Here is a 26,160-nt window from a genome sequence, read left to right as displayed (position 1 = left end):
TTACCCCTTGTCTTCATAAGATGATGATGAAGGGAGCATGGAAGAATGATTGATCTGTATCCAATAAATATAGAAGGCTATACGTTTATTTGTGTTTCAGTCCAATTACCAAAGACTAACTTACTCGTGGTTACAAATGATAAGGGTTATATTATGTGTGGTGCATTGGATGTAGCATTACTAAATGAAAAATTAAAAGAGAGAAAAGTAATTGCTGGAAGAGCGGTTGGAGTCAAAACTATTGAACAGTTGTTAGAAGCACCCTTGGAATCTGTAACCTATGAAGCAGAGACTTTAGGGATTTATAAAGGAATGATTGGAAGAGATGCTTTACTTAAGATGGTTTGAATAACATGGGCTTGCTTAAATAGGCAGGCCTTTTTATTTATTTTATTTTATCAGTAATTGGATTTGCGTTTTTTTCAAAAATACCCAAATACGGAATTATTGAATTGAAATATATACAATCCTTTCAAAAATAATACTTCAAAAAAATATTGAAAAATAGGTATAAAGTCGTGTTGTCAGTGTTATATAACAAAGTTATTGTAAAAATAAGCAGAAGAATGTCGAAAATTGCAATATTTTATTTGTAAATAAAGTTAGGAGAAAATCATGAGACTTGTTGAGACTGCATCAGTACTACCGGGAACAATCCTTGCAAAATCAATATACAATGAAAAAGGCCAAGTACTCCTTAATGAGGGTGTGGAACTGAAAGATAAGTTGATTGAACGACTCCTATTGCTCGGAGTTCCTTATCTATACATAAAAGATGAAAATACAGAAGATATAGTCTATAAAAGCTCTATATCTGATAAACTCAGGAATGAATCCATTAGAACCATCGAATCAACCTTTATTGAGGTTCAGAATGAATCCTATTTAGAGAGTGCATTCGTCATTGAGAAATCTGCAAGACAATTCAAAGCGATCATTCGACAATTACTCTTAGAAATTCAAAATAATGATGATTTGATAACACTATTAACCGATGTTTTTTCTTATGACAAGTATACTTTTACTCATTCTTTAAATGTTACCTTGTATTCTTTAGCTATTGGCATGGAATTGAAATTAGCACCTAGGGAGCTGGAGATATTAGGAATGGGTGCAATCCTCCATGATATCGGGAAAATGAAAATCCCATCTGAAATATTACTTAAACCAGGAAAATTGACTAAGGATGAATTTGAAGTAGTTAAAACACACGCTGAAGAGGGATTCCAAATCTTAAGAAATGTGTCCACTATTCCATTATTAGTAGCCCATTGTGCATTTCAGCATCATGAAAGGCTCGATGGCTCTGGCTACCCAAGAGGGCTTTCAAGAAAGGAAATTCATCCTTTTGGAAAAATCATTGCCGTAGCAGATGTATTCGATGCTGTTACCTCGAATCGAATCTATCGAAGAGCGATGCTGCCTCATGAGGGGTTAGAGATATTATATTCAGGGGTAGAAAACTTATTTGAAACCCACATAGTGGAAGCCTTTCGAAGGGCAGTGGCCATCTATCCTATTGGTATTACAGTTGAATTAAGTGATGGAAGAAAGGGCGTTGTTTCAAGACAGAATGTCGGACTCAGTGATCGTCCAATTGTACGTATACTAGAGGAAAATGGAAAAAAGGTTAAACCATATGATGTAGATTTATCAGTTGAACTTTCGGTTGTAATTACAAATTGTGATACAACACTACAATAACGATGAGAATTGATGAGGGAGTGTCCCACAGGTGCTTGACACCTTGTGGGACACTCCTTTTTTCGACAAAATAATTCTTTATATAATATAAAAACTATTTAATTATAATAAAATTTACAACAAACTAAATAAAAAATTATACAGATAAATAAATCAATTCGAAATAATGTCACAAAATATTATTTTGACATATATAAAATAGTCTTTTATAATAATTTATATTATACAAAAAAATCAGAAAATATAGTTTTTTCAACTGTAGGAGGAATTAACAAAATGAATAAACGTCAAGAGTGGGGAACAAGGTCAGGATTTATTTTAGCAGCAATTGGTTCAGCAATTGGCCTAGGAAATATTTGGAGATTTCCCGCTGTTGCATATGAAAATGGTGGCGGTGCCTTTTTTCTTCCATATCTCTTTGCGCTATTAACTGCTGGAATTCCATTGTTAATTATGGAATTTACACTGGGACATAAATTTCGGGGTTCTTCGCCATTAACGTTTTCCAGATTAAATAAAAAAACAGAATGGCTTGGTTGGTGGCAGCTTGCGATTACATTTGTTATCTCAACCTATTATGCGGCGATCATTGCATGGTCTATGTCATATTCCATCTTCTCATTTAATTTAAATTGGGGTAAGGATCCAGAGGGATTCCTTTATGGAAGCTATTTAAAGCTAGCAGAGACTCCCGGTGAAATCGGTGGAGTGGTTCCTGGGGTACTAATTCCCCTCATTCTTGTTTGGGTAGTGACCCTATCCGTATTATTTAAGGGTGTAAAGAAGGGAATAGAAAAAGCAAACAAAGTCATGCTCCCAACCTTAATTATCTTGTTTTTAATTATTGTGATTCGTGCATTGTCCCTTGAAGGTGCAACCCAAGGATTAGAAGCATTCTTTAAGCCGAATTGGGCTTTAATCGCAAATCCGAAGGTATGGGTTGCTGCCTATGGGCAAATATTCTTTAGCTTATCTATCGGGTTTGCTATCATGATTACTTATTCAAGCTATTTACCAAAGAAAACAGAAATTACGAATAGTGCATTTATTACTGGTTTTGCAAACTCAGGATTTGAATTACTCTCTGGAATTGGTGTATTTGCTGCACTTGGGTTTATGGCAAATCAGCAAAATGTTCCAGTTAATGAGGTTGTATCTGCAGGAGTGGGGTTGGCATTTGTTGTCTTTCCAAAGATAATTAACGAATTCCCAGCGTTTAATGGATTTTTTGGCTTTGCCTTCTTTGGCTGTCTTACGTTAGCAGGGCTAACCTCCATGATTTCTATTGTAGAAACGTATGTGGCTGGGATACAAGAGAAATTTAAAATGTCAAGAACGAAAGCGCTCATGTTTGGTGGTGGCTTGTCTGCCGTTTTTTCAATCTTGTTTGCAACACATAGTGGTTTGTATATTTTAGATTCGGTTGATTACTTTATCAATCAATTTGGTGTTGTTTTAACAGGTTTAACAGAGGTGGTTCTTGTTGCATGGGTTCTAAAACAATTAAAGCCACTCCAATTACATGCCAATAGTGTTTCAGACATAATGATAGGAACAAAGTGGAGACTATGCCTGGGAGTAGTCACGCCAATCATCTTGGGCTTTATGACTATACAAAACATCATTTCAGTTGTGAAAGATAACTATGGAGGTTATCCAACTAGCTTCCTTATCTATTCTGGATGGCTGGTGGCGATTGTAGCATTCAGTATTGGATTATTGTTCATGAAATTTAAATGGGATCAATCCATACTAGATGTGAATGAACAGAAGGAGGCGGCGTAATGTCAGCAGGTGCAATAACTATGATGATTGTTGGAATGACTGTAATTTGGGGTGGATTGATTGTAAATATCATTTTTGCTAGTTACAAAGGAAGAGAAACGAAGGCTAGTTAAAATATTATAAATCTAAGGAGCCAGGGCACCACAAACTAGATAAGAGTTGTGACGCATGGCTCCTTTTCTTTAAGAAGCATTATCTTTTTTTCAATCTTTGTCTCTCTTGTCTTTCCCATAAACGTAAATGAGGATAAGGGTCATAGGACCATTCAGTGTATCCATTATCCTTGTAGATACCATAATGCAAGTGTGGCGGGAATTTTCCTGACGTTCCAGGAGGTCCATAACCTGAACTACCTACTCCGCCTATAATCATTCCGGGTTCAACAATTTGTCCAACCTTTAAATCCTTTGCGAAACCGCTAAGGTGGGCAAAATAATGATAATTATTGTTAATATCCCGAAGGCCAATCCTCCATCCACCGTATTTATTCCAACCCTTCATTTCAATAATTCCATAGGATGTTGCTCTGACTGGTACACCGTAGCTAGCGAAGATATCTGTACCTTCATGTATTCTTCTTCCACCCCATCCTCGGGCATCACCCCAAGTACTTCTATAGCTATGGTTACTCCTTAATGGAACTGGAAATGAATGATTATCGAGCTTTAAATGACCAAAATGATTGTATATCTTTGCCTTTCCAATGATAATTCCCACTGTTTTATCTCTTTTATAGTAATTCCAAAGACCAATCTTTATATTGTCATGATCAACCCCATAATTAAGGATAAAATTGGCAAATGAAAATAAAACATCCTCGTCATCCGAAAGCTTTGCTTTTCCATCTCCGTTCCCATCACTCCCAATACCTCCAAACAGTTGGATGGAAAGGGGATTTTCGTCCTTTTGATCTGGATTAAGTACCCCGACCCATTCTTCTGGCTTGAAATAGATTCCTATCAATCCTTCAGAGTCTGGTATATCCTTTCTGGATAAGCGAACATTGCGTTCATATTGGTCAATTGCCGCCAAATAATACCACGGTATATTCGTTACTGCCTCCACTTTTTTGTAAAGCTCCATCCTTTTTTCATACGCGTTATCACTTGTTGTATTTGCATCAACCTGGATGGTAGTGCTAATAAATAATAATGATAAAATAAAAATCACGAAAAAAGGCCGCACAGGAATCCTCCCCTCTTAAAATGTGACATTTCTAGTTTGTGAGTAAACAGAAAATTAATAAATGTGAATTGTTGGTAATATGTTGAGTATCAGTTACTTGTTTTCAAAACAATCTATATGTTAAAGTGGCAACAGTAGGGGATGGATCAAGTGAAACTTCCATCAGTGGGGGCTTACTGCCCGTTATTCTGCGATAAAAGTACTTTTAGTATCCATCAGCTTTCTTTCCAAGGGGGGTAGGATTTAAAATAATGAAAAGAAATAAAGAATATGTACCAAAACCAGAATGGTTAAAAATAAAACTAAATACGAATGAGAATTATGTTGGACTCAAGAAAATGATGAGGGAAAAAAATTTACATAGTGTTTGTGAAGAGGCAAGATGTCCAAATATACATGAATGTTGGGCAGTTAGAAGAACTGCGACCTTTATGATTCTAGGTGATATTTGTACAAGGGCATGCAGATTCTGTGCGGTTAAAACAGGGCTTCCTAATGAACTTGATTGGCAGGAACCAGAGAGAGTTGCTGATTCCGTTCATCTTATGAATTTAAAGCACGTAGTCGTCACTGCTGTTGCGAGGGATGACTTAAAGGATGGAGGAGCTGCTGTATTTGCTGAAACTGTAAGAGCTATTAGAAGAAAAAATCCATTCACTAGTATTGAGGTGCTTCCATCTGATATGGGTGGTGTTCATGAGAATCTTGAAACCTTAATGAACGCACGACCAGATATTTTAAACCATAATCTTGAAACGGTTAAAAGGCTATCACCAAGAGTGAGGGCGCGTGCAACCTATGAGCGTTCCTTGGAGTTTTTGCGTCGTGCGAAGGAATTACAACCTGAGATTCCAACAAAATCAAGTATTATGATTGGACTTGGAGAAACAAAGGAAGAAATTATAGAAGCAATGGATGATTTGCGCAGAAATCATGTAGATATAATTACAATCGGACAATATCTACAGCCTTCAAAATCCCATTTAAAGGTCGAAAAATATTATCATCCTGATGAATTCCAGGAGCTAAAGGAAATCGCCTTACAAAAAGGGTTTAGTCATTGTGAGGCTGGACCGTTAGTACGCTCCTCTTATCATGCTGATGAGCAGGTAAGTAGTTCAGTCAAGAATGCAACAAAGCTTAGTGAGCAGGAAACAAAGGAAGCATAGAAGAAGGGGATTTTTGTAAAAAGTTATCATCAAAGGTGCTCGGCATTGGTGCCAGGCACCTTTGAATTTATTTCAACCGAATGTCATTTTTCATTTGCTTCTTCTCCATTTGCATTTTCGCCATTATTCATCTTTTTTCCTTGAGGAGATTTTTGCATTTGTTGAATAATCCGGTCAATAGCAGCATCTACATTTTTGCTATCTGAATCAAGTTGCGCATAACTTTCTACATCTTTCCTTAAATTTGGATTATCTGAAACATACACATGATACCATCTTGGAACAACAGACATAGCAGTTCTTTTGACTTGGTCCGCTGTTTTTGAACGGTCCTTTGTGTCTGTGCTGTATATAATTAACACTTCTTCGTCCGTAACAAGTGTAGAAACATCATCAACGTTTGGAACATCGGTAGCATATTTTCCAATAATGTCGGACATTTTTTCTCTATCTATGGAAGCATAATGCTTATTTGATGTATTTTCTCCTTGGACAGGGCTTCGTTGGTGGCGGGTATAGCCAAAGTCTTCAGTTACATCATTATGCCCTTCGTTATATAATTCAGCACGATTGTCATTAACATTAATGGTATTTCCGCTTCTCTTATATATTCCTGCTTTTGAATTATCATCATTGTTATTTTGACACCCGGATAGCGCAGCAATTCCACAAATTGCAACTGTAATTAATGACTTTTTCAAAAATAAACACCCCCTTATTACTAGAATGACCTTGAACATTTCTTTTTTTTCTTAGTAATTGATGGGGAATCAGTTATAATTTATATTAGAGTCCTTTTGAGGTAGGTGTAATATGATGGTCTGCATTAATAATATTTGTTATGAGGTTGTTGAGGAAAGAGGAGAGGGCTTTAATGAAGAGGCCTTTCGCAATCGATATAGCGATATTTTATCGAAGTATGATTTTATTGTTGGTGACTGGGGCTACGGTCAGCTTCGCTTAAAAGGGTTTTTTGATGATCAAAATCAAAAGGCATCCTTTGATACTAAAATTAGTATTTTAACCGAATATCTATATGAATACTGCAATTTTGGCTGTGCTTATTTTGTATTAAAAAGAGTGAATAAGTAGTAGAAATTTCGAGGCCATCTTGAGAGTATGACTAGCCTTTACTCAGGATAGCCTCTTTTGTAAAAAGTATTATTTATACGGAATAAGGTGGATCCTCCCTTTTCGATGGGCTATCATGAGGTGGATGAGCCCCGTCCATTTGGCGAGGTAGGCTTTGATGTAATGATTTATATTCATAATTATAGGCGCTATAATGACGCTGTCCCTCATGCCAAGGTGTTTCTTTATTTTTGACAGGTTCATTCTGCCCAATAGATGAACCGTATGGACCCTCTGGAAACTCCTCTGCTGTTAGATAATCCCTTTGCTTTTCCACATTTGAAAAATCAGTATAAACCTCTTCCTTCTCTTTCAAAATAAACACCCCATTTGTAAATGGTTTGTAGATAGTATTTGAAAAAGAAGTAAAAACCATTAGAAAATTTTTATATCACATCGTAAAGAAAGGATTTTAGTTCTTCTGCGTCTTCTTCAGAAAGATTGAAAGCATATTCTAAGTAACCTTCCTCCTCTAAATCATCTGTTCCAATAATTGCAAAACGGCTTCCTTGTATATCCAAAACAAGCTTTTTTCCATAATATCGATCGGATGTAATAATTGCTAAATCAAAGCGGGAATTTTCGGACATAAAGCTGATAAATCGAGTTTTAGTATTTTCGGTATCATCATATAAGTAAAAGCGTTCAGTCACATGAAATCCTCCTTTATTCGTATGAGCGTATATTGGTGAGCTTATTCATATCTTAACAAATTTCTATACGTAGGTATTGTAGTAAAACTTCATTAAATGACATTATGTTCAAACATGGTACAATATGAAAGAGAATATAAAAGGGTAAAAGATTGAAGAGTGAGATACTTTTTAATAAAATGAGAGGGTATGTTGTCGAAAGGATGATGAATCATGTACTTTGTTGATCGAGAAAAAATTGAGAATACATTACAGTTTTTTGAAAAGCAAATTGTGGTTTTTGAAGAGCATACTAAATGGGAGTCACTAATTGAAATAGCTGCTTTAGAACGATTGACACATACGATGATTGAATCGATTTTGGATGTAGGAAATTCAATGATTGATGGTTTTATTATGCGAGATCCTGGAAGCTATGAGGATATTGTGGACATTCTAGATGATGAACTGGTTATTACAAAGGAAATGAGTGAAAGCCTAAAACAAATCATCAAATGTCGCAAAATGCTGGTCACTGATTACATCGCTATTGACCATAAAGAATTGCTAAGTATTTTTAACAATCACTTGTCAAAATTGAAAGAGTTTGCCACTAGTGTTAGACAATATTTGGAGAATGAGCTGGGCCCAGTTTCAGCCTTTAGAAATTAACCACACGATTACTTAACGTTATTCATCTAAGATTATAAACACTGGAGTGAGAATGTTTGAAGAAATACAAGGGTTACTTAATTGATTTAGACGGTACAATGTACAAAGGAACGGAATTAATTGAGGAGTCGGCAGGCTTCATAAAGTCACTAATCGATCTTCAAATCCCATATTTATTTGTAACAAATAATTCCTCAAGGACTCCTTCACAGGTTGCAGAAAAACTAAGAGGTTTTGGGATTCCAGCAGAGGAAGAACAGGTGTTTACCACAAGTCAGGCAACTGCCAATTATATATATGAAAAAAATAAAAATGGGACTGTATATGTGATTGGTGAGGAAGGAATCCGTTCGGCAATTTCAGAAAAGGGATTTACATATGCAGAAGAAAATGCTGACTTTGTCGTTGTGGGAATTGATCGTGACATTAATTATGAAAAGCTCGCGATAGGGTGCTTAGCAGTTAGAAATGGTGCTACATTTATTTCAACTAATGCGGATATTGCTCTTCCAACAGAAAGAGGATTTCTACCAGGGAACGGTTCTATTACCTCTGTCATCTCCGTTTCTACGGGAACGAAGCCTACTTTTATTGGGAAACCAGAATCAATTATTATGAACCAGGCATTGAAGGTTTTAGGAGTAAGCAAAGATGAAACCTTGATGGTTGGGGATTATTACGATACTGATATCAAAGCGGGTATTAATGCGGGTATGGATACTCTTTTAGTTCATACAGGTGTGACTACTAAAGAGCTGTTAAAAAATTACGAAATTCAACCAACATATGCTATTGATTCTTTAGATCAATGGGAATTTTAAAAAGGATGGAAGCTCCATCCTTTTTCGTATTTTTCACTACAATTATTTTTTTATTTAATTATGAGAAGCGCTGTGGGCCAGGCGGCTTGATGCTGCAGCTGCGATAGCACCGACGATATCATCTAAAAAGGTATGACATTTACCCGTGGACTTATCGTTCAGCATTTGTAATATTCCTGGTTTTAATTTATCGATATAGCCATAGTTCGTGAAACCGATAGAACCGTACACATTAACAATGGAAAAGGCAAGAACTTCATCCACACCATATAATCCTTCGTCTGTTTCAATAATTGATTGGAGAGGATCCTCCAACATCCTTTTTTCAGCTAATATATCAAGCTGAATGCCAGTTAAAATAGCATTTTGAACTTCTCTTTTTGATAAAACCTTTTCTACATTGTGTATGCATTTATCTATAGTTAAATTAGGGTGATATTTTTCCTGGAGATAATAAACGAGCTCAGCCATGTCATGAACGGTTACCCCTCTTTCCTTTAACCATCTTCGAGCCGTTTCCTCAGAAATACTAATTTTTCTTTCTTCATTCATATTTTTCACCTTTTCTTAATCATTTTCAATTATATAGCCTTATATAACAAAATATTCAATAAGCCAATATGGGTTAATGTATGCGATATCCTCTTCTTTCATCCACATTTCATATATAAAGGAATAGAAATTACTTCAAGTTTCCCTTAAGACTATCATATATATGGCAGTAGTAATATTGGAAAATGAGGTGTAAAGCCATGATGGCAAAACTGCTTCAGCAACAGTATGGAATAAAGGTTGAGGGACGTCTAAAGGTCGGGATGTATGAAGCTTTCAATAATAAAAACGAATTATATTTAGTTATTCCCATCGGTCATGTCGATCAAGAGGAATTAAAGGAACTAGAAAATTTATCTTTGCATTTAATCCAAAATGGGGATCGAAATGTTTGTGAAATGGTTAAAACAAAAGATGGTTTATCCTTTGCTAAATGGGGAGAGCAATCCTTTTGTGTGATCGTCAATCGTCATCCGAAAATGGCACAAGTAAAGCATATTGGACGAAAGCTGGCAAAATTTCATCTTAGAGGCAGGCAAGTATCGTTTCCAGTAACGAAACTTAATAGAATTGGTCAGTGGAAGCAATTTTGGGAGACCAGGTTAGACCAGATGGAAAAGGTATGGACAGATAAATTATTTATTCCCCCAGAAAACGACTTTGAAAGAATGTTCCTTGAGTCATTTCCCTATTATATGGGGCTAACGGAAAATGCTATTCAATATCTCGTTGATACTGAACTCGATGGAGAACCAGGTTTGATTGATTATGGAACAGTTTGTCATGTGAAATTTCATGGAAAGACATGGGGGGATCATTATATTATAAAAAATCCATTCGATTGGGCCTTTGATCATTGTGCAAGAGATATTGCAGAATGGACGAGGGAAAGATATTTTCGGAATAGCCAAACCTATCAGCCAGAATTGATCCAATTTATCAAGGATTATCAAACGATTACACCATTATCGCCCTTTGCCTGGAGATTATTGTATGCTAGACTTTTGTTTCCTTTGCATTATTTTGAATGCGTGGAAGGTTATTATATTGCAAATTCAGAACAACAAAAGAATTTAATGCAGGACCGTTTAAAAAAATATCTTCAGCATTCAAGTGATCACGAACATTTTTTAGCGGAATTTTTCCAAATGGCAGAGGTACCTGTTAGAAAAAATAATATCCCCATAGTCGAATGGTTGAGCAAAATTCGATAATTTGTGATGTTCATGGAGGCCCTCTTACTTTATTATATTAAGTAAGAGTTTTTTTTGTTTAATTCAAAATTTTTTAATTTTTATTGGAATAACAGCGTAGGAATCGTTTGCAAATGTTTTTACTATTAAAAAAACTGTTGTAAAAGGCAAAAGTAATCTTTATAATGTCTACTATACAAAGACAGATGTTCATCTTAAATAGACTGGGGAGAGGGATGATTAAGTGAAGGCTATCAATATTGGATTACTTGGCTTAGGAACAGTCGGGTCTGGTGTTGTTACAATTATCGAAAATCACCAGGATAAGCTTATGCATCAAGTGGGCTGTCCTGTCGTAATCAAAAAAATATTAGTGAAAGATGTCCATAAGGAAAGGGCTGTGGATGTTCCTGCGTCCATTCTGACAACCAATCCCGATGAAATAATTCATAATTCAGAAATCGATGTTATAATTGAGGTTATGGGTGGAATAGATACAACAAGAGCACTTCTCCTTAATGCCTTGAAAAATAAAAAACATATCGTTACTGCAAATAAAGACTTAATGGCTGTTTATGGATCAGAATTATTAACCGTTGCCTCAGAAAATGGTTGTGATTTATTTTATGAAGCGAGTGTTGCTGGGGGAATCCCTATTTTACGTAGTTTAGTAGATGGATTGGCATCCGATCGGATTACAAAAATGATGGGAATTGTCAATGGTACAACTAACTTTATCTTAACAAAGATGAGTAAATATGGTGCCTCTTATGATAATGTGCTTAAGGAAGCTCAAGAATTAGGATTTGCAGAAAGTAATCCAACCTCTGACGTGGAAGGCTTGGATGCTGCTAGAAAGATGACTATTCTTGCGACGTTAGGCTTTTCAATGAAAATTGATTTAGACGATGTTAAGGTGGAGGGAATTACAAAGGTTACTCAAGAAGATCTGCAATATGGAAAGCAATTGGGTTATACAATGAAACTAATTGGGATTGCAGAACGGGATGATGAAAAGGTGGAGGTAAGTGTGCAGCCAACCCTTCTATCAGATTCTCATCCACTTGCTTCAGTCCAAGATGAATATAATGCTGTTTATGTTTATGGAGAAGCGGTGGGAGAGACGATGTTTTATGGCCCTGGAGCAGGAAGCTTGCCAACAGCGACATCTGTCGTTTCTGATTTAGTAGCTGTTATTAAGAATATGCGCCTTGGCGTAAACGGAAAAAGTGCAGTCGATCTTCAATATAAAAAGAATTTAAAGGGACCAAGTGAAATTTTTTCTAAATACTTTTTAAGGCTGCATGTTAAGGATGAAGTAGGAGTATTTGCTACAATTACATCAATTTTCTCCCAGCATGGGGTAAGCTTTGAAAAAATTCTCCAAATGCCTGTTAAAGAAAAAGGGCTTGCAGAGATTGTTTTAGTTACTCATCATGCATCATTGAGTGATTACGAGGATATCTTAGTTCAATTAAGAGATTTAGAGGCTGTGAAGGAAGTAAAAAGTTCATATAGAGTAGAAGGAAGTGGAAAATAATGAGATGGTGCGGATTGCTACAAGAATATAAAGCTTTTTTGCCAATTAATGATCAAACTCCAATGTTAACACTAAATGAAGGGAATACTCCGCTCATAAAGCTAGAAAGGCTTTCTGAACAATGGGGAATTGAATTGTATGTGAAAACAGAAGGTGCCAATCCAACCGGCTCTTTTAAAGACCGCGGGATGGTTATGGCTGTAGCCAAAGCGAAGGAGTCAGGAAGCAATACGGTTATTTGCGCATCTACAGGAAATACATCTGCTTCTGCAGCTGCCTATGCTGCTCGTGCAGGGCTTAAGTGTATTGTTGTCATCCCAGAAGGAAAAATTGCATTCGGCAAGCTAGCACAAGCCGTCATGTATGGTGCAGAAATCATATCCATTGAAGGTAACTTCGACCAGGCATTAAAGATGGTTCGAAATATTAGTGAAACTGAACCGGTGACTCTTGTTAACTCAGTCAACCCTTTCCGATTGGAAGGACAGAAAACTGCTGCGTTTGAAGTATGTGATCAATTAGGTGGAGCACCAGATGTTCTTGCGTTACCTGTAGGAAATGCCGGGAATATTAGTGCATATTGGAAGGGATTTAAAGAATATCATGAGGCAAAGCAAACAGGACTGCCAGAAATGCGAGGATTCGAGGCGGCTGGCGCAGCGGCGATTGTACATAATCGGGTATTTGAAAATCCTGAGACCATTGCAACAGCTATTCGAATTGGAAACCCTGCAAGCTGGGATTTAGCGGTTAATGCTGCAAAAGAATCTAATGGAAAAATTGATGAGGTTACGGATGAAGAAATCTTAAACGCCTATAAATTAATCGCCTCTACAGAAGGGGTATTTGCTGAGCCAGGTTCCTGTGCATCGATTGCCGGGGTCTTTAAGCAAGTACAAAGTGGAGAAATTAAAAAGGGTTCAAAGGTAGTTGCTATCTTAACCGGAAATGGTCTTAAGGATCCGGATACGGCCATTGATCATAGCGAAATTAAACCAATTGTATTACCGAATGATGAACAAAAGGTTATTGAACATATTAAGGGAGCTGTTCTTCTATGAGCCCAGATGACATGCTCATAATCAAAGTACCGGCCAGTACAGCAAATCTTGGTCCGGGTTTTGATTCAGTAGGTCTTGCTCTAAGTCTTTACATCACTTTAGAAGTTGAGCAAGCTGATAGATGGGAGGTAATTCCTTTATCAGAGGAACTAAAGGCCTTTCCTTCTGATGAATCAAATATGATGATTTCTATTGCGTTAAATACAGCAAAGCAATTTGGCAAAACCCTTCCTCCTTGTCAAGTTCGTGTGAAGAGTGACATTCCTTTAGCGCGTGGGCTTGGTTCCAGTGCTTCTGCGATTGTTGCAGGTATTGAGCTGGCAAATTATTTGGCAAAACTGGGATTAACAAAGGAAGAAAAGCTGGAGCTTGCTACAAAAATTGAAGGACATCCTGATAATGTTGGGGCATCCATTTTTGGCGGACTCGTGATTGGAAGCATGTCAAAGGAAGGTACGGAGCTAGTTCATGCTAGTAATGTCAACTTTGATGTTGTCGCAGTCGTGCCATCAGAGGAATTGCTTACAAAAGAAGCTCGTGGCGTTCTTCCAGATCAGATGCCATTTTACGACTCTGTACAGGCAGGCTCCGTTTCAAATGTGATGATAGCCGCCTTACTAAGTGGAAATTTACGATTAGCGGGGAAAATGATGAGTAAGGACCTTTACCATCAGCCATATCGAAAGAAACTAGTTCCACATCTTGAGGAGCTAGAGGAGCACGCTCCAAAGCTTGGTGCATATGGGGTCGCATTAAGTGGTGCAGGGCCTACTGTTATGTGCATGACTGAAAGCGGAAAGGGGAAGGAATTACTTAATAGGCTAAAGCAACAACTTCCTCAATTACATTATTTATATCTAACAGTTGATCAGGAAGGCAGCATTTCAACTTTTAAGAGGAAAGTTAAATAAAAAGAATGAAAAAGAGACTGATATACAAATCAGTCTCTTTTTCAAATCAACAATAATTAAAAAACTTGTTCTACTTCAACAACCCCTGGTACTTCCTCTAGCAGTGCACGTTCAATACCTGCTTTTAAAGTAATGGTTGAGCTAGGGCAGCTTCCGCAAGCTCCAAGCAAACGCAATTTGACGATACCGTCTTCAACATCAACTAATTCGCAATCTCCGCCATCACGAAGAAGAAATGGTCTTAATTTATCTAGTACTTCTTGAACTTGTTCTTTCATTTCTAAATCTAACATGAGAAAATCGCTCCTTTCTTTATATAATATTATAATCACATCAACATGAAAAATCTATTATTGAGAATCGAGTTCAACGTAATTGGACTATTTTAGTAGGTATGAACTACGCTTATATTGTAAAATAAAAAGAGACTTTATTAAAGACATTTTTTATGAAAAGGTGGTGCGATAAATGAAGCAAGAATCAGTCGAAATAATTATCTATGGTGCAGAGCAAGTATGTGCAAGCTGTGTCAATCTTCCATCAGCAAAAGAAACCTATGAATGGATTGAAGCAGCGGTGAAAAGAAAATTTATCGACCAACCTTTTACAATCACCTATGTTGATATCCATAATCCCCCTCAAAATATAAAACAACAGGAATTTGCTAACAGAATTATTGAGGAGGATTTATTTTATCCTGTTGTGGTAATAGGTGACAAAATTGTCGGAGAAGGTAATCCAAGGTTAAAAACCATTTTTGCTGAAATGGAAAAGTACGGTTATCAATGAAAGGCAGCCTCCAGAGTAATAATCAATGGAGGCTGGTGTGTATAAAGTATCAACCATTATGATAACGATACATCCATAAAATTCCTGATTTCAATAAGCGTGCAACTCTTCCTGTAATTGCCTTTTCGTTAACAAGACCAAAGCCATGCTTTTTCCCAAGTGAGCCTAAGATTCCTTTTAATTTAATTGAAGGAAGTGAATCAGGAAGCGCTTCACCGTTCCAGCGTTTTAAAAGAATTTGAACAATTTGATCTGCTTGACCTTCAGCGAGTTGAGCACTTGGAGCATGTGGTAAGCTTGCACAATCTCCAACGACATAAACATGTTCGTTATTTGGTAGATTGTGATAAGGAGTAATAACCAGTCGATCATGTGTATCCTTTTCAGTTTCCATTTCACGAACGATAATATTTGGCTGGATTCCCGCAGTCCAAACAATAACGTCACAGAAAATTGGCTCATCATGGTTAAATACAGTGTTCTCTTCTATTCTAGTAATATTGGAATTATTGATGATCTCAATATTATGATTGTCAAACCAATTCTCTACATAAGTGCTCAGCCTTTCAGGATAAGCAGATAGGATATGTCTTCCGCGGTCGAACAATTTAATTCTTAAATCAGGCCGGCTCTCAATCAATTCACTAGCTAACTCCACACCACTTAATCCCGCACCGACGATGGCGACAATGGAATCAGGTGGTAGGTTATTCAGTTTTTTGTATGTGCTACGAGACTTTTCAATGGACTGAATGCTATAGGTGTATTCCTTAGCACCAGGTACATTATGATAATTGTCTTCACAGCCTAATCCGATGATTAAATCATCGTATGATACTTCTTCGGCTTCTAATGAAACCTTGCATTCCTCTAGATTAATACTCGTGATCTCACTAAATACTAATTTTAATCTAGGGTGCTCTGGAAAAGGAACGCGAATATTTTGGTCTGATACTGTCCCCGCAGCTAATGCATAGTATTCTGTTTTTAAACAATGATAAGGATGACGATCAATTAAGGTAATGCTGACATCCTCTGGAAGAGAGTTCGGCAAAAGTTTTGCTAGGACTCTCATTCCTCCATACCCTCCACCAAGAATAACTAGATTTTTCATCTTAATTTCCCCTTTTGTGACCTTTCTCTTTGTTCTTTAAATCCCCCTGGACAAACATTATTAAAAAAAATTGATATTATTGGAAAATAATAAATATCAAAATAGTTAAAATAATAAGCAACATTAAAAGTATATCTAAATTGTGACAAAATCTCAACACTTCGATGAAGAATTATTGACAAAGCAATAGAAAAGTGTTGTTGTTTGATTTGTGCTAAAATACTTATGTGGTGCTATTTGATATAAAAATCTGTAAATTTATTATTATATTTTATAATTTTTTCATTTTTCTGATAATATTTCCAGTAAATTATTTTGAGGTGAATACTTTGATTAGACCTATTATAGAATTTTGTGTGAGTAATTTAGCTAGCGGCTCACAAGCAGCAATGGAGCAGTTAGAAAGGGATCCTAATTTGGATGTAATTGAATATGGATGTCTTAGTTATTGTGGCAAATGTGCAGCCACCATGTTTGCATTAGTGGACGGAGAAGTAGTAACTGGGGAAAATACGGAAGACCTTGTCAACAATATTTATCGCCATATTGAAGAGAACCCCTTGTTTTAGGGTTTGTCAGGTCAAAGTATCTGAAAGTTAGTCATTTTAAAAAGACATAAGGGGCAGTTTAATTGATTAGCCCCTTATGATTTTTCTTTATATCGGTTCTTTCTCCGCTTTTTTCGTATCGCGGATTTCATACCAACGTTCTTTAGCCATTTCAACAATCTTTGATTCTACAGTTTGATTTTGTTTTTCAATTACCTTAGAAAAATATTTGACGGCTTGATCAAAATCAGACATTCTTCGTGACAAATCTCCAATTAAATATAGAATTCTTACATCAGAGACTTGTGTTCCTTTGAAATCATCTTCCATATAAGATTCCATGTATTCTTGGCAAGCAAGCTTCATAAAGCGATTTTCCTGGTCATTGTTTTTTAATCTACGATATAACCAAGCCAATCTCATATATAACCCCGCAATAAATATGTGCTTTTCTTTTTTTAAGGTTGCACAATAAACAGATAGCTTGTAGGTTTTTATGGCTTCCTGGATGGTTCGATTACCTCCAAAATCATGTGGAACCCAATGTTTACAGACCTTTTCTTGGATTAATTCTTTACTGCCTGGAGGAAAATAGGGAGCAAACTCATCTGTAAAGGAAAAACCGCAATGAGGGCATACATTGACATAATAAAAAACAGGATTTGTCTCGTCAGACGCATAGGTTGGATTAAAATCGGTATCATACTCAAGTACCTTAACATATCTTGAACGAACTTTTTTTGTCGTGAAAGGTTTTTTACATAATAGGCACTGGCATTTTTTATCATAAAGAGGAGGGATTTCTGGCATATCATTCACCTTCTAAACTAGGTCTATTTACTTGTGAAAAAAATAAGTTTGATAAGACTATTATACCTCATTTTTTGAACATAAAGAACTATTTTATAGGTTATATTGGGACTCTTGAAAGTTGAGTAATAAGGGGGAAGTGTATATACTATTAGAAGAAATGAACATAGGGAGGGATATAAATGACAAATGTTGTAGAAATTACGGAAGCAGCATCATTACAGATAAAAGATATGATGAAGGAAAATGATGAGGAAAATGCTTATTTGAGAATTGCCATTCAAGGCGGTGGCTGTAGTGGGTTATCCTATGGAATGGGATTTGCTCACGAAATAGAAGAAAATGATTTACAGCTTGAACAGTTTGGTATTAGAATCCTTGTTGATCAAGAGAGTGCTGCCATTTTGAATGGTACTAAAATTGATTATAAACAATCCTTGATGGGCGGAGGCTTCACCATTGACAATCCTAATGCGATTGCATCCTGTGGCTGTGGTTCTTCCTTTAGAACAGCCGCTAATCAAGGTACACCCGAAGAATGCTAAAAAGAGAGGCAATTTGCCTCTCTTTTGTTCGATTTAAGACTTAAACATAGATGAACTATGTAATGGTTGAATTCTTGCTTTAGGGTCAATATAAGCTTTAGCATTGTTGACGGCAGTTGGAGCCTCTCCAAATCCACAAGCAATTAATTTTACCTTTCCGTCATAGGTACAAATGTCTCCTGCTGCATATATTCCTGGGATATTTGTTTCCATCTTTGAATTGACGACAATGGAATTCTTTTCGATGTTTAAGCCCCATTCTTTTATAGGCCCTAGAGATGAAACGAACCCATAATTTACAATGACTGCATCGACGTCGATGGTTTCTTGCTTCTCCCCATTTGCTTCTTGGATGACAACCTGTCTAACCCCATTTTCATCACCAATTAGTTCAGCAGGAACAAAAGGTGTTTTGATATCGACTTTAGAATTTTGCAGGTTTTCTACACTATGCTCATGTGCACGGAACTTATCCCTGCGATGGATAATAGTGACCTTTTCTGCAATTGGTTCCAACATTAATGCCCAGTCAACAGCAGAATCCCCACCACCAAAAACAACTACTTTTTGGCCAGCAAAATTGTTTAAATCATCAATAAAATAGTGGAGGTTTTTTCCTTCATATTGAAGGGCTGATTCTAATTCTAAGCGACGTGGTTGAAATGCGCCATTTCCTGCAGTTATTATGATGGATTTTGAATAATGGGTCTCCTTATCCGTTGTCAGCATAAAGATGCCATCATCTTGCTTAATCAGTTTTTCTACTGATTGCTCTAATACCACTGTAGGAGTAAACTTTGCCATTTGTTCTTTTAAATTATTTATTAGTTCTTGTGCACGAATCTTTGGAAAACCAGCTACATCATAAATATATTTTTCTGGGTAGAGCGCCGAGAGTTGTCCACCTAGTTGTGGTAAGCTTTCAATAATTTTTACAGAGGCTTGTCTCATCCCACCATAGAAAGCAGTAAAAAGGCCAATCGGTCCCCCTCCAATTATTGTAATATCATAAACCTTTTGTTCTTCTTTCACTTCGAGTCCTCCTACTATATTTCTACATTTTTCTCCCATTATAATACCACAAAAGGAGTATAATCACTCGAAGAAATGATTATTGAATGAAATTTTTTTAGAAAAATTAAAAATATCGGATAATTCGTAAACTAAAATTATTATTATCTGATGAAAATAAATGCTTGAAAATCATAGTAAAAAGGCATATCATGATATTTAGATATTATGTTAACTTTTCGTGACAACTTTCTAACATTTTTTTGTCCGACTTCGTGAAGAATATCACAAACTTTTTGTACTAATCAAAAAATAATCTTATCAGAAGCGGACAAAATAAGGGAAACTGCAGAAAATAATAAAGGGTGGAAGTGATTAGTCTTGAGAAAGCCAAAGATAGTCATTTTAGGAGCCGGATATGGCGGATTAATGACAGCAACTCAGTTACAAAAATCATTAGGGGTTAATGAAGCTGATATTGTTTTAGTAAACAAAAATGATTACCACTACGAAACAACTTGGTTACACGAAGCCTCCGCTGGAACTCTACATCATGATCGTGTACGTTATGATATCAGAAGTATTTTAGATAGAAATAAAGTTGAATTTGTACATGGAACAGCTTTAGAGGTAAAAACAGCAGAAAAAATAGTTGTGTTAGATAATGGTGAAATCACTTATGATTATCTTGTTATTGCATTAGGCGCAGAGTCTGAAACCTTTGGAATTAAAGGGTTAAAGGAATATGCGTTTTCAATTGTCAATGTGAATGCAGCACGTCAAATCCGTGAACATATTGATTATCAATTCGCGACTTATAATACCGAAGAAGTGAAAAATGATGAACGACTTACCATTGTAGTAGGTGGGGCAGGATTTACCGGCATAGAATTTTTAGGGGAGCTCACCAACCGTGTTCCTGAATTATGTAAAGAATATGATATTGATCCACATAAGGTGAAAATTTATTGTGTAGAAGCTGCACCAATGGTATTGCCTGGATTTGATCCAGAGCTAGTAGATTACGCAGTTGCTAAGTTAGAGAAAAAAGGCGTTACTTTCATGATTGGAACCGCGATCAAAGAGGCAACTGAAGAAGGTATCCTTGTAAGTAAAGGCGAGGATGAGGTTGAACTAATCAAAGCAGGTACGGTTGTTTGGGCAGCAGGTGTTCGTGGAAATTCAATTATTGAAAAGTCTGGTTTTGAAGCCATGCGTGCCCGAGTGAAGGTTGAAAAGGATTTGAGGGTATCAGGACACGACAACATCTTTATTATTGGAGACTGTGCTCTTATTATTAATGAAGAAATCAATCGACCTTACCCACCAACTGCACAAATTGCTATGCAGGAAGGGATTACTTGCGCGAAGAATCTAGTTGCATTAGTTCGTGAAAAGACAGAATTAGAAACCTTCGTTCCTGATATTAAGGGGTCTGTTTGTTCATTAGGCCATGACGATGCAATTGGGCTAGTTTTTGGTAAGAAACTTGTCGGAACATCGGCTTCCTTTATGAAAAAGGTAATCGACAATCGTGCATTGTTCATGATTGGTGGACCATCCTTAGTCATGAAAAAAGGAAAGTTCAAGTTCTTTTAATAAACAAAAGGCTGTCCCTGAATGTACCAACTCAAGGGATAGCTTTTTTACTTTTTGTAAGAAAAAGGTTTTTTAGAAAAATGAAATGTTTTATATGAATAAAATTGACTCCCTTTTGATTATTCAGTTAAACTTATGAATGATGGGTATAAGGGAGGGTACAAGCTTTGCAAGAGACAATATTAGCATTACCAATTACAATCATTTCCATGTTATTATTTTTTGTTTTGTTTTTCGGAATAGGATTTATTTTAAATATGCTCTTGAGAATGACATGGATCATGGCAATCGTGTTCCCGGTAGTTGCTATTTTTCTTATTGATAAGGTTCGGTTTATTGACTATTTTACGAATAGCAAGGAAGCATTTTCAAGTTTAGGTCATGAGCTCACTGGAATGGCCTTGGTTGATGTACTTATTGTTGGAAGCGGTTTTTTAGGAGCGATAGGTGCTGGATTTACGATGAGGATTTTACGAAAAAAAGGATATCAGATGTTTTAACCATTAATTTTGCCTCTTAAGGTAAATCACGAATCTTCATTAAAAGATGACCGTGATTTACCTTTTTTATTCGGATGTTTAGCTGAAAAGTCAAAAAATTTACACAATTCTTTCTGTTTTTCACCTTTTTATGAATATTTCACTTCTTATTGGGAAATGAATATTCATGGGAGGAGTGAAAATTTTCTATGAATAATTTGAAAAAATGGACAAGGCGTTTGATTATGGCAATCTTGTTTTTAGCAGCACTCTTTACAACCTTTCAATCTATTTCAGGAGTGAAGGCAGGTTCAATTGAGCTAACGGTTGAGCAATTCGGATATGAATCTATGGATGAATTAGATGGGACTAATAATGCAGATGATTATAAACTACTTGGATTAGCAATGAAGGAGTTAAAACATATTAGTAAGGAAACCACACTTATTTCTTCTAGTGAGGAGGTTAAAGGGAGTATTCCAACCCTTGAGGAGAAGGATTGGTCTAAATATCCTTCTACCACTGTAGTAGCTACAGGATATACAGCAGGATATGAATCAACAGGAAAAAATCCTAATCATCCTGAATTCGGATTTACTTATTCTGGAGTAAAAGTCAAAAGAGATCTTTTTTCTACGATTGCAGCTGATTTAAATGTTTTTCCGATAGGAACTATTTTATTTATCCCTGGATATGGCTTTGGAGTTGTAGCAGATAAGGGTGGAGCTATTAAAGGGAATAGATTAGACCTCTACTATGAAACCGTTAAAGATGTTTATGAGCAATGGGGTAAGAAAACAATTAAGGTCTATGTTGTCGAGCGTGGTAATGGAAAATTAACGGAGAAAAAATTAAGGCAATTAAATGAAAACAAATCGATGCAAGTATTTCGTCAAGCATATACAAAGTCTGAAAAAGAATAATATAGTGATAACGAGACAGTCATAATGGTGTCTCGTTTTTTGTGTAAAAGAGCTAAATATTATACATCAATGGATAGGTAAAAAATGTATTTTTAAAGTTTTTTCGATATAATAGAATTTGTATCTTCAATAGAAATGAGTTAGGAGGATTTATATGTTTACTGTTCAAAATCAAATAAATTTCTCAAACAATCACGAAACCTTCATTATTGGAATTTTTGAAAGGCCAGTGAAATTTGCAGGTAGCCTTGAGACTTTAGATCAGGCATTTAATGGGTATCTAACTGAGCTAGTTAGATTAGGGGATATATCTGCTAAGAAGAAATCAATTTCCACCATACATACTTTTGGAAAAGTTGGAGCAAAAAGATTACTTTTCGTAGGATTAGGAAAAGAAAAGGATTTCGACTTTGAAATTTTGAGGGAAGCATTAGGAAAGGCTTTTAAAACGGCGGAAAATGGAAAAATAGATGAAGCAGCTGTATTATTAGATTCCTTTACAACTGAAAGTGTAGATTCTTTAGATGTTGCACATGCAATCAGCGAGGCTTTTGCTTTGGCTACTTACCAATTTGAAGGCTATAAACAATTGTCGAATGAGCCTAAGAAGAAAATAGAAAATATTACGGTATATAGTGATGAATCAGATGTAGACGAAATCCATGCATCCTTGATTGTAGGCTACTCTTTTGGTATAGGAACAAATTCTGCCCGTACACTCGTAAATCTACCCGGAAATATGCTGACTTCCACAGATTTAGCGAACTATGCGAGAGAATTAGGACAGGAATATCAATTTGAAGTAGAGATTTTAGAAAAAGAAGATATGTTGAAATTAGGAATGGGTGCTTTGTTAGCTGTGAATCAAGGTTCAACTGAGCCCCCTAAGATGATTGTCTTAAAATATCAAGGTAAGGAAGAATGGAAAGATGTCATCGGACTTGTTGGAAAAGGAATTACCTTTGATACTGGTGGGTATTCCATCAAGACGAAGGATGGCATTGTTGGCATGAAGACGGATATGGGAGGAGCGGCAGCAGTTTTAGGTGCCATGCAAATTATCGGCGAATTGAAGCCAGAGCAAAATGTGGTCGCTGTTATTCCATCTACTGATAATATGGTTAGTGGCAATGCCTTTAAACCAGATGATGTTATTACTTCATTGAGCGGAAAAACCATTGAAGTTCTGAATACAGATGCAGAGGGCCGTCTTGTTCTAGCAGATGCTGTTACTTACGCAAAACACCATGGAGCTAATTATGTAGTTGATGTGGCAACTTTAACTGGAGGAGTCATTACGGCTCTTGGAACTTATACGACAGGTGCATTTACGAATGATGAACCTTTATTTGAGCAAGTATTGGAAGCTGCCTATGAAGCAGGTGAACCAATCTGGAGACTTCCTATCTTTGAAAAGGATAAGGAAAGAGTAAGGAACAGTAAAATTGCCGATTTAAATAACTCACCTGGTCGAGAGGGACATGCAATTATGGGAGCTGCTTTCATAGGAGAATTTGCTGAGTCCACTCCATGGGTACACCTTGACATTGCAGGAACAGCCACAATCAATAAAGACCATGACCTCGGACCTTCTGGTGCAACAGGAGTGATGGCACGGACGCTTGCTATATTGGTTGAACGGTTTGAAACCGTTGAATAATAATCAAATTAGGATTACTCCCGTCTAATGTCTAAGCTAGCCCACGCGAATCATAGGCAAGTTGCATAAAAAATAGTGTAGGGAAGTACAGACTTGAAGAGGAGGTTGCCTGAGTGAATTATTGTCGAAATCCGTATAATCAGAGAGGTTTTTTCTTTGGAGTTCCATTTATTGGAGGATTGTTAGGTGGCTTGCTAGGTTCTGCGTTAATTTATCCAAGACCTAGACCTTTTTATCCACCTTTTCCTTATCCGCCATTCCCGCCATATCCTCCATATGGATATCCATTTTATTAATAACATTAGGGCTTCCTGAGATATGGAAGTCTTTTTTTTGAAATTAATTATAGTTAAACAGCTATTGGTACTGTGGATTTCTTATAAAAACTTAAATAACGGAACCAGTGTCCGTAAGGGGATTTCTATAAAGAGGTAAGAAGAAACTGACCTTCTGTTCAAAGAGGATACAAATTTATCGGGTGAGGATGATGGAATTCCACAACTTTTTTTATATGAAAGATATTTATTTTATTGAAATTTTTGGTTTCCATCATAACACACAAAAATGGGACCGGGTTTACCCGGTCTTTCCTATGTGCAGCTCTATCATTTTTTAAAACCACCTTAAATTTAATGAAAGCTGACAGCAATCTGATTGTTTATCGTTCGCAATAAAGGTTAGTTTCAGCCCATCCGGATTATAGGTGACTTGAGGATTCGACTTAATCCCTGATGAGTGAATAAGTTCCTGTACTTTCCTTTTGTTGGATTGCTGTGCGGCACTCATTAGTTCGTAGGAAAATTTCCGATTACTAGCCATTTTTTCCAATAGGGAGCTTGCATCCAGCATAATCACCTGCATATGCTTTGCGCTGGACATGAAAATGTTTGGATTTACAGGTGGATAGGTTCTATAGGGAATGTAGGGTATGGAATCGTTCTGGATTGATGAGTAGTACGGTGGATAGGGATAATGGGGAGCAGGATAATATGGTTGATCATATCGATAGTATGGATACATTTTTAATCCCCCCTTTCATTAAGTAATCCCTTTTCAATCTATGTCTATGAATGCATATCCTATGAATATTTTTTCCCTCATTAATAAAAGGGAAAAAAGGGAAGGCGGCGAATATATATTAAATATCCATTTTAAAGGAAATATAGTTATAGTTTGGAAAAGGGGAAAACAGTATGGACTTAACAAAGACACTAATTAACCATCTTGGCATCGAAGTGACTGAGCTTACTAAGGGGAAAGTTGTTGCAAAAATGCCAGTTGATGAACGAACAAGACAGCCCTTTGGCTTACTGCATGGAGGTGCATCCGTTGCATTAGCGGAAACAGTTGCCTCTGTTGGAGCATTTGAGCTTGTTGACCAAGAAACCGAAGCAGTGGTTGGTTTAGAGATCAATGCAAATCATATAAGGGGAAAAAGGGAAGGGTACGTTACGGCAGTTGGAACGGTTCTCCATCAGGGAAGAACGACTATGGTTTGGGATATCAAAATTGTGGACGAAGAGGAAAAGCTAATTTGTGTGTCCAGATGTACCATGGCGGTAATAAAAAGAAATAAGTAATTTTCTTAAGAAGGAAAGCTTGCTATTATATGAATAGGCGGTCTTTCCTTTTTTATTTGGCTGAGTTTAAACTCAATGTTGTTTTTTATCCATAGTTGATTGGAATGGAGATCAATAGGGAGAAGACTTTCACTAAATAAGAATGCCACCTTGACAAAGCATATGGAGAAAAAAGATGAGAAATACGTATTTGACAGGTTATTTACCACTTCTTTCAATAATATTATTCAGCTTAAGTACTTCCATTAGGGTAGAGCTTACCTTAATTGATTTTTTAAAGAAAATAGGGATTTATGTAGGGATGAGGGAATTCTTCTCTGAGGGGGGAATCAAGCTTTCCCTCCTTATCCTACTTCTTGTTCTCTTTTTTATGGTATTTGCCGCTTTAAAGCTGATTGCCGATACGATTAATCAGTTATCCCTCCTTTTCTTTTCTAAAGATTCGGAAGGGGATAGTTTGAAAAATATTCGATCTGGTTCCATCATATACTTTATTGGTGGAGCTCTTTCATTAATAAGTATGTTTAGTTTTATTGGGATAGCGGGGATTTTCCTTGCTACGACAATTGTTTATTTTATTTATTTTGTGTTTAAAGTAAGTTCTCGGATATCTATGGTAGGTTTGATAGGACTGATTTTTTTTCAAGTAATCGTTTGGTCAACGCTTTTAACAGGAGTAGTATTTATTGGAATTAAGGTTTACAACAGCATTATGTCAAGTTTGCCTATTTAGCGAAAAAGGATGA

At 36.4% G+C, this 26,160-nt stretch carries 32 protein-coding genes; 22 read left to right on the top strand and 10 right to left on the bottom strand.

Annotated features, from left to right (window positions below):
- The first annotated feature begins 45 nt into the window (after window positions 1-45).
- From BQ6100_RS17225 to BQ6100_RS21135, 4 genes are all read left to right on the top strand, one after another.
- Window positions 46-348, top strand: a complete 303-nt coding sequence (locus BQ6100_RS17225; RefSeq protein ID WP_075982780.1) for a YunC family protein — start codon at window positions 46-48, stop codon at window positions 346-348.
- A 267-nt stretch (window positions 349-615) separates the two neighbouring features.
- On the top strand, window positions 616-1,704 hold the full coding sequence (locus BQ6100_RS17220; protein ID WP_075982779.1) for an HD-GYP domain-containing protein: 1,089 nt from the start codon (window positions 616-618) through the stop codon (window positions 1,702-1,704).
- Between the two features lie 276 nt (window positions 1,705-1,980).
- Window positions 1,981-3,489 carry a sodium-dependent transporter gene (locus BQ6100_RS17215; protein ID WP_075982778.1) on the top strand — a complete coding sequence of 503 codons (1,509 nt, stop codon included), beginning with the start codon at window positions 1,981-1,983 and terminating at the stop codon, window positions 3,487-3,489.
- Entirely contained in the window at window positions 3,489-3,602 is a 114-nt protein-coding gene (locus tag BQ6100_RS21135; protein WP_141770161.1) for a methionine/alanine import family NSS transporter small subunit, read from the top strand. The genes BQ6100_RS17215 and BQ6100_RS21135 overlap by 1 nt, the downstream gene beginning before the upstream one ends.
- A gap of 79 nt (window positions 3,603-3,681) precedes the next feature.
- Here the strand turns inward: BQ6100_RS21135 and BQ6100_RS17205 are convergent, their stop codons facing one another.
- Complete coding sequence (locus BQ6100_RS17205) at window positions 3,682-4,632, bottom strand: M23 family metallopeptidase (protein ID WP_075983615.1); 951 nt, start codon at window positions 4,630-4,632, stop codon at window positions 3,682-3,684.
- Window positions 4,633-4,925: 293 nt separating this feature from the next.
- Between BQ6100_RS17205 and lipA the strand changes: the two genes are divergently transcribed.
- Complete coding sequence (gene lipA / locus BQ6100_RS17200) at window positions 4,926-5,843, top strand: lipoyl synthase (RefSeq protein WP_075982777.1); 918 nt, start codon at window positions 4,926-4,928, stop codon at window positions 5,841-5,843.
- A gap of 83 nt (window positions 5,844-5,926) precedes the next feature.
- On the opposite strand, the gene BQ6100_RS17195 is transcribed toward lipA, so the two are convergent.
- A complete protein-coding gene (locus BQ6100_RS17195) occupies window positions 5,927-6,544 on the bottom strand; it encodes a YhcN/YlaJ family sporulation lipoprotein (RefSeq protein ID WP_075982776.1) in 618 nt (205 codons plus the stop codon).
- A 115-nt stretch (window positions 6,545-6,659) separates the two neighbouring features.
- Here BQ6100_RS17195 and BQ6100_RS17190 point away from each other — a divergent pair, with 115 nt between their 5' ends.
- Window positions 6,660-6,935 (top strand): YutD family protein, encoded by a 276-nt coding sequence (locus BQ6100_RS17190; RefSeq protein WP_075982775.1) that lies wholly within the window; start codon window positions 6,660-6,662, stop codon window positions 6,933-6,935.
- A gap of 73 nt (window positions 6,936-7,008) precedes the next feature.
- Here BQ6100_RS17190 and BQ6100_RS17185 read toward each other — a convergent pair whose 3' ends face one another.
- On the bottom strand, window positions 7,009-7,293 hold the full coding sequence (locus tag BQ6100_RS17185; protein ID WP_390622444.1) for a cytosolic protein: 285 nt from the start codon (window positions 7,291-7,293) through the stop codon (window positions 7,009-7,011).
- Between the two features lie 67 nt (window positions 7,294-7,360).
- Window positions 7,361-7,627 (bottom strand): DUF3055 domain-containing protein, encoded by a 267-nt coding sequence (locus BQ6100_RS17180; protein WP_075982773.1) that lies wholly within the window; start codon window positions 7,625-7,627, stop codon window positions 7,361-7,363.
- A gap of 213 nt (window positions 7,628-7,840) precedes the next feature.
- Between BQ6100_RS17180 and hepT the strand changes: the two genes are divergently transcribed.
- Both hepT and BQ6100_RS17170 read left to right on the top strand, forming a co-directional pair.
- On the top strand, window positions 7,841-8,278 hold the full coding sequence (hepT, locus tag BQ6100_RS17175; RefSeq protein WP_075982772.1) for a type VII toxin-antitoxin system HepT family RNase toxin: 438 nt from the start codon (window positions 7,841-7,843) through the stop codon (window positions 8,276-8,278).
- A gap of 56 nt (window positions 8,279-8,334) precedes the next feature.
- Window positions 8,335-9,099, top strand: a complete 765-nt coding sequence (locus tag BQ6100_RS17170; RefSeq protein WP_075982771.1) for a TIGR01457 family HAD-type hydrolase — start codon at window positions 8,335-8,337, stop codon at window positions 9,097-9,099.
- Window positions 9,100-9,153: 54 nt separating this feature from the next.
- Here BQ6100_RS17170 and BQ6100_RS17165 read toward each other — a convergent pair whose 3' ends face one another.
- Complete coding sequence (locus BQ6100_RS17165; protein ID WP_075982770.1) at window positions 9,154-9,651, bottom strand: phosphatidylglycerophosphatase A family protein; 498 nt, start codon at window positions 9,649-9,651, stop codon at window positions 9,154-9,156.
- Between the two features lie 203 nt (window positions 9,652-9,854).
- On the opposite strand from BQ6100_RS17165, the gene yutH reads away from it, so the two are divergent.
- From yutH to thrB, 4 genes are all read left to right on the top strand, one after another.
- Window positions 9,855-10,865 (top strand): spore coat putative kinase YutH, encoded by a 1,011-nt coding sequence (gene yutH / locus BQ6100_RS17160; protein WP_315970026.1) that lies wholly within the window; start codon window positions 9,855-9,857, stop codon window positions 10,863-10,865.
- Window positions 10,866-11,088: 223 nt separating this feature from the next.
- Window positions 11,089-12,384 carry a homoserine dehydrogenase gene (locus BQ6100_RS17155; RefSeq protein ID WP_075982768.1) on the top strand — a complete coding sequence of 432 codons (1,296 nt, stop codon included), beginning with the start codon at window positions 11,089-11,091 and terminating at the stop codon, window positions 12,382-12,384.
- On the top strand, window positions 12,384-13,445 hold the full coding sequence (gene thrC / locus BQ6100_RS17150) for a threonine synthase (RefSeq protein WP_075982767.1): 1,062 nt from the start codon (window positions 12,384-12,386) through the stop codon (window positions 13,443-13,445). The genes BQ6100_RS17155 and thrC overlap by 1 nt, the downstream gene beginning before the upstream one ends.
- On the top strand, window positions 13,442-14,356 hold the full coding sequence (thrB, locus tag BQ6100_RS17145; protein WP_075982766.1) for a homoserine kinase: 915 nt from the start codon (window positions 13,442-13,444) through the stop codon (window positions 14,354-14,356). Before thrC ends, thrB begins: the two co-directional genes overlap by 4 nt.
- 56 nt (window positions 14,357-14,412) lie before the next feature.
- Here the strand turns inward: thrB and BQ6100_RS17140 are convergent, their stop codons facing one another.
- Complete coding sequence (locus BQ6100_RS17140; protein WP_075982765.1) at window positions 14,413-14,649, bottom strand: NifU family protein; 237 nt, start codon at window positions 14,647-14,649, stop codon at window positions 14,413-14,415.
- Between the two features lie 175 nt (window positions 14,650-14,824).
- Here BQ6100_RS17140 and BQ6100_RS17135 point away from each other — a divergent pair, with 175 nt between their 5' ends.
- Window positions 14,825-15,145, top strand: a complete 321-nt coding sequence (locus tag BQ6100_RS17135; protein WP_075982764.1) for a YuzD family protein — start codon at window positions 14,825-14,827, stop codon at window positions 15,143-15,145.
- A gap of 49 nt (window positions 15,146-15,194) precedes the next feature.
- Here BQ6100_RS17135 and BQ6100_RS17130 read toward each other — a convergent pair whose 3' ends face one another.
- Window positions 15,195-16,259 carry an NAD(P)/FAD-dependent oxidoreductase gene (locus BQ6100_RS17130; RefSeq protein ID WP_075982763.1) on the bottom strand — a complete coding sequence of 355 codons (1,065 nt, stop codon included), beginning with the start codon at window positions 16,257-16,259 and terminating at the stop codon, window positions 15,195-15,197.
- Between the two features lie 329 nt (window positions 16,260-16,588).
- Here BQ6100_RS17130 and BQ6100_RS17125 point away from each other — a divergent pair, with 329 nt between their 5' ends.
- Entirely contained in the window at window positions 16,589-16,828 is a 240-nt protein-coding gene (locus BQ6100_RS17125; RefSeq protein ID WP_075982762.1) for a YuzB family protein, read from the top strand.
- An 87-nt stretch (window positions 16,829-16,915) separates the two neighbouring features.
- Here BQ6100_RS17125 and BQ6100_RS17120 read toward each other — a convergent pair whose 3' ends face one another.
- A complete protein-coding gene (locus BQ6100_RS17120; protein ID WP_075982761.1) occupies window positions 16,916-17,617 on the bottom strand; it encodes a DUF2225 domain-containing protein in 702 nt (233 codons plus the stop codon).
- Between the two features lie 182 nt (window positions 17,618-17,799).
- Between BQ6100_RS17120 and BQ6100_RS17115 the strand changes: the two genes are divergently transcribed.
- The gene (locus tag BQ6100_RS17115; protein ID WP_075982760.1) at window positions 17,800-18,162 is read left to right on the top strand and encodes a HesB/IscA family protein; all 363 of its coding nucleotides are present in this window, start codon (window positions 17,800-17,802) and stop codon (window positions 18,160-18,162) included.
- A 33-nt stretch (window positions 18,163-18,195) separates the two neighbouring features.
- On the opposite strand, the gene BQ6100_RS17110 is transcribed toward BQ6100_RS17115, so the two are convergent.
- On the bottom strand, window positions 18,196-19,194 hold the full coding sequence (locus BQ6100_RS17110) for an NAD(P)/FAD-dependent oxidoreductase (RefSeq protein ID WP_075982759.1): 999 nt from the start codon (window positions 19,192-19,194) through the stop codon (window positions 18,196-18,198).
- Between the two features lie 360 nt (window positions 19,195-19,554).
- Here BQ6100_RS17110 and BQ6100_RS17105 point away from each other — a divergent pair, with 360 nt between their 5' ends.
- From BQ6100_RS17105 to BQ6100_RS17085, 5 genes are all read left to right on the top strand, one after another.
- Window positions 19,555-20,772 carry an NAD(P)/FAD-dependent oxidoreductase gene (locus BQ6100_RS17105; protein WP_075982758.1) on the top strand — a complete coding sequence of 406 codons (1,218 nt, stop codon included), beginning with the start codon at window positions 19,555-19,557 and terminating at the stop codon, window positions 20,770-20,772.
- Window positions 20,773-20,981: 209 nt separating this feature from the next.
- Window positions 20,982-21,272 (top strand): YuiB family protein, encoded by a 291-nt coding sequence (locus BQ6100_RS17100; protein ID WP_075983614.1) that lies wholly within the window; start codon window positions 20,982-20,984, stop codon window positions 21,270-21,272.
- 188 nt (window positions 21,273-21,460) lie between these two features.
- Entirely contained in the window at window positions 21,461-22,174 is a 714-nt protein-coding gene (locus tag BQ6100_RS17095; RefSeq protein WP_075982757.1) for a 3D domain-containing protein, read from the top strand.
- Window positions 22,175-22,328: 154 nt separating this feature from the next.
- A complete protein-coding gene (locus BQ6100_RS17090; RefSeq protein ID WP_075982756.1) occupies window positions 22,329-23,834 on the top strand; it encodes a leucyl aminopeptidase in 1,506 nt (501 codons plus the stop codon).
- Between the two features lie 113 nt (window positions 23,835-23,947).
- Window positions 23,948-24,130, top strand: coding sequence for a hypothetical protein (locus BQ6100_RS17085; RefSeq protein WP_075982755.1), 183 nt, complete (start codon window positions 23,948-23,950; stop codon window positions 24,128-24,130).
- Window positions 24,131-24,446: 316 nt separating this feature from the next.
- Here the strand turns inward: BQ6100_RS17085 and BQ6100_RS17080 are convergent, their stop codons facing one another.
- Window positions 24,447-24,854 carry a hypothetical protein gene (locus BQ6100_RS17080; RefSeq protein ID WP_075982754.1) on the bottom strand — a complete coding sequence of 136 codons (408 nt, stop codon included), beginning with the start codon at window positions 24,852-24,854 and terminating at the stop codon, window positions 24,447-24,449.
- A 173-nt stretch (window positions 24,855-25,027) separates the two neighbouring features.
- Here BQ6100_RS17080 and BQ6100_RS17075 point away from each other — a divergent pair, with 173 nt between their 5' ends.
- Together BQ6100_RS17075 and BQ6100_RS17070 are read left to right on the top strand one after the other, a co-directional pair.
- Window positions 25,028-25,414, top strand: coding sequence for a hotdog fold thioesterase (locus BQ6100_RS17075; RefSeq protein ID WP_075982753.1), 387 nt, complete (start codon window positions 25,028-25,030; stop codon window positions 25,412-25,414).
- A 175-nt stretch (window positions 25,415-25,589) separates the two neighbouring features.
- Window positions 25,590-26,147, top strand: a complete 558-nt coding sequence (locus tag BQ6100_RS17070; RefSeq protein WP_075982752.1) for a DUF5366 family protein — start codon at window positions 25,590-25,592, stop codon at window positions 26,145-26,147.
- The last annotated feature ends 13 nt before the right edge of the window (window positions 26,148-26,160 follow it).

It is taken from the genome of Bacillus massilinigeriensis (genome assembly GCF_900117315.1).
GTDB lineage: Bacteria > Bacillota > Bacilli > Bacillales > Cytobacillaceae > Bacillus_BE > Bacillus_BE massilionigeriensis.
The sequence above is the reverse complement of the archived record's forward strand: the minus strand, read 5'-3'. Positions and strand labels throughout refer to the sequence as shown.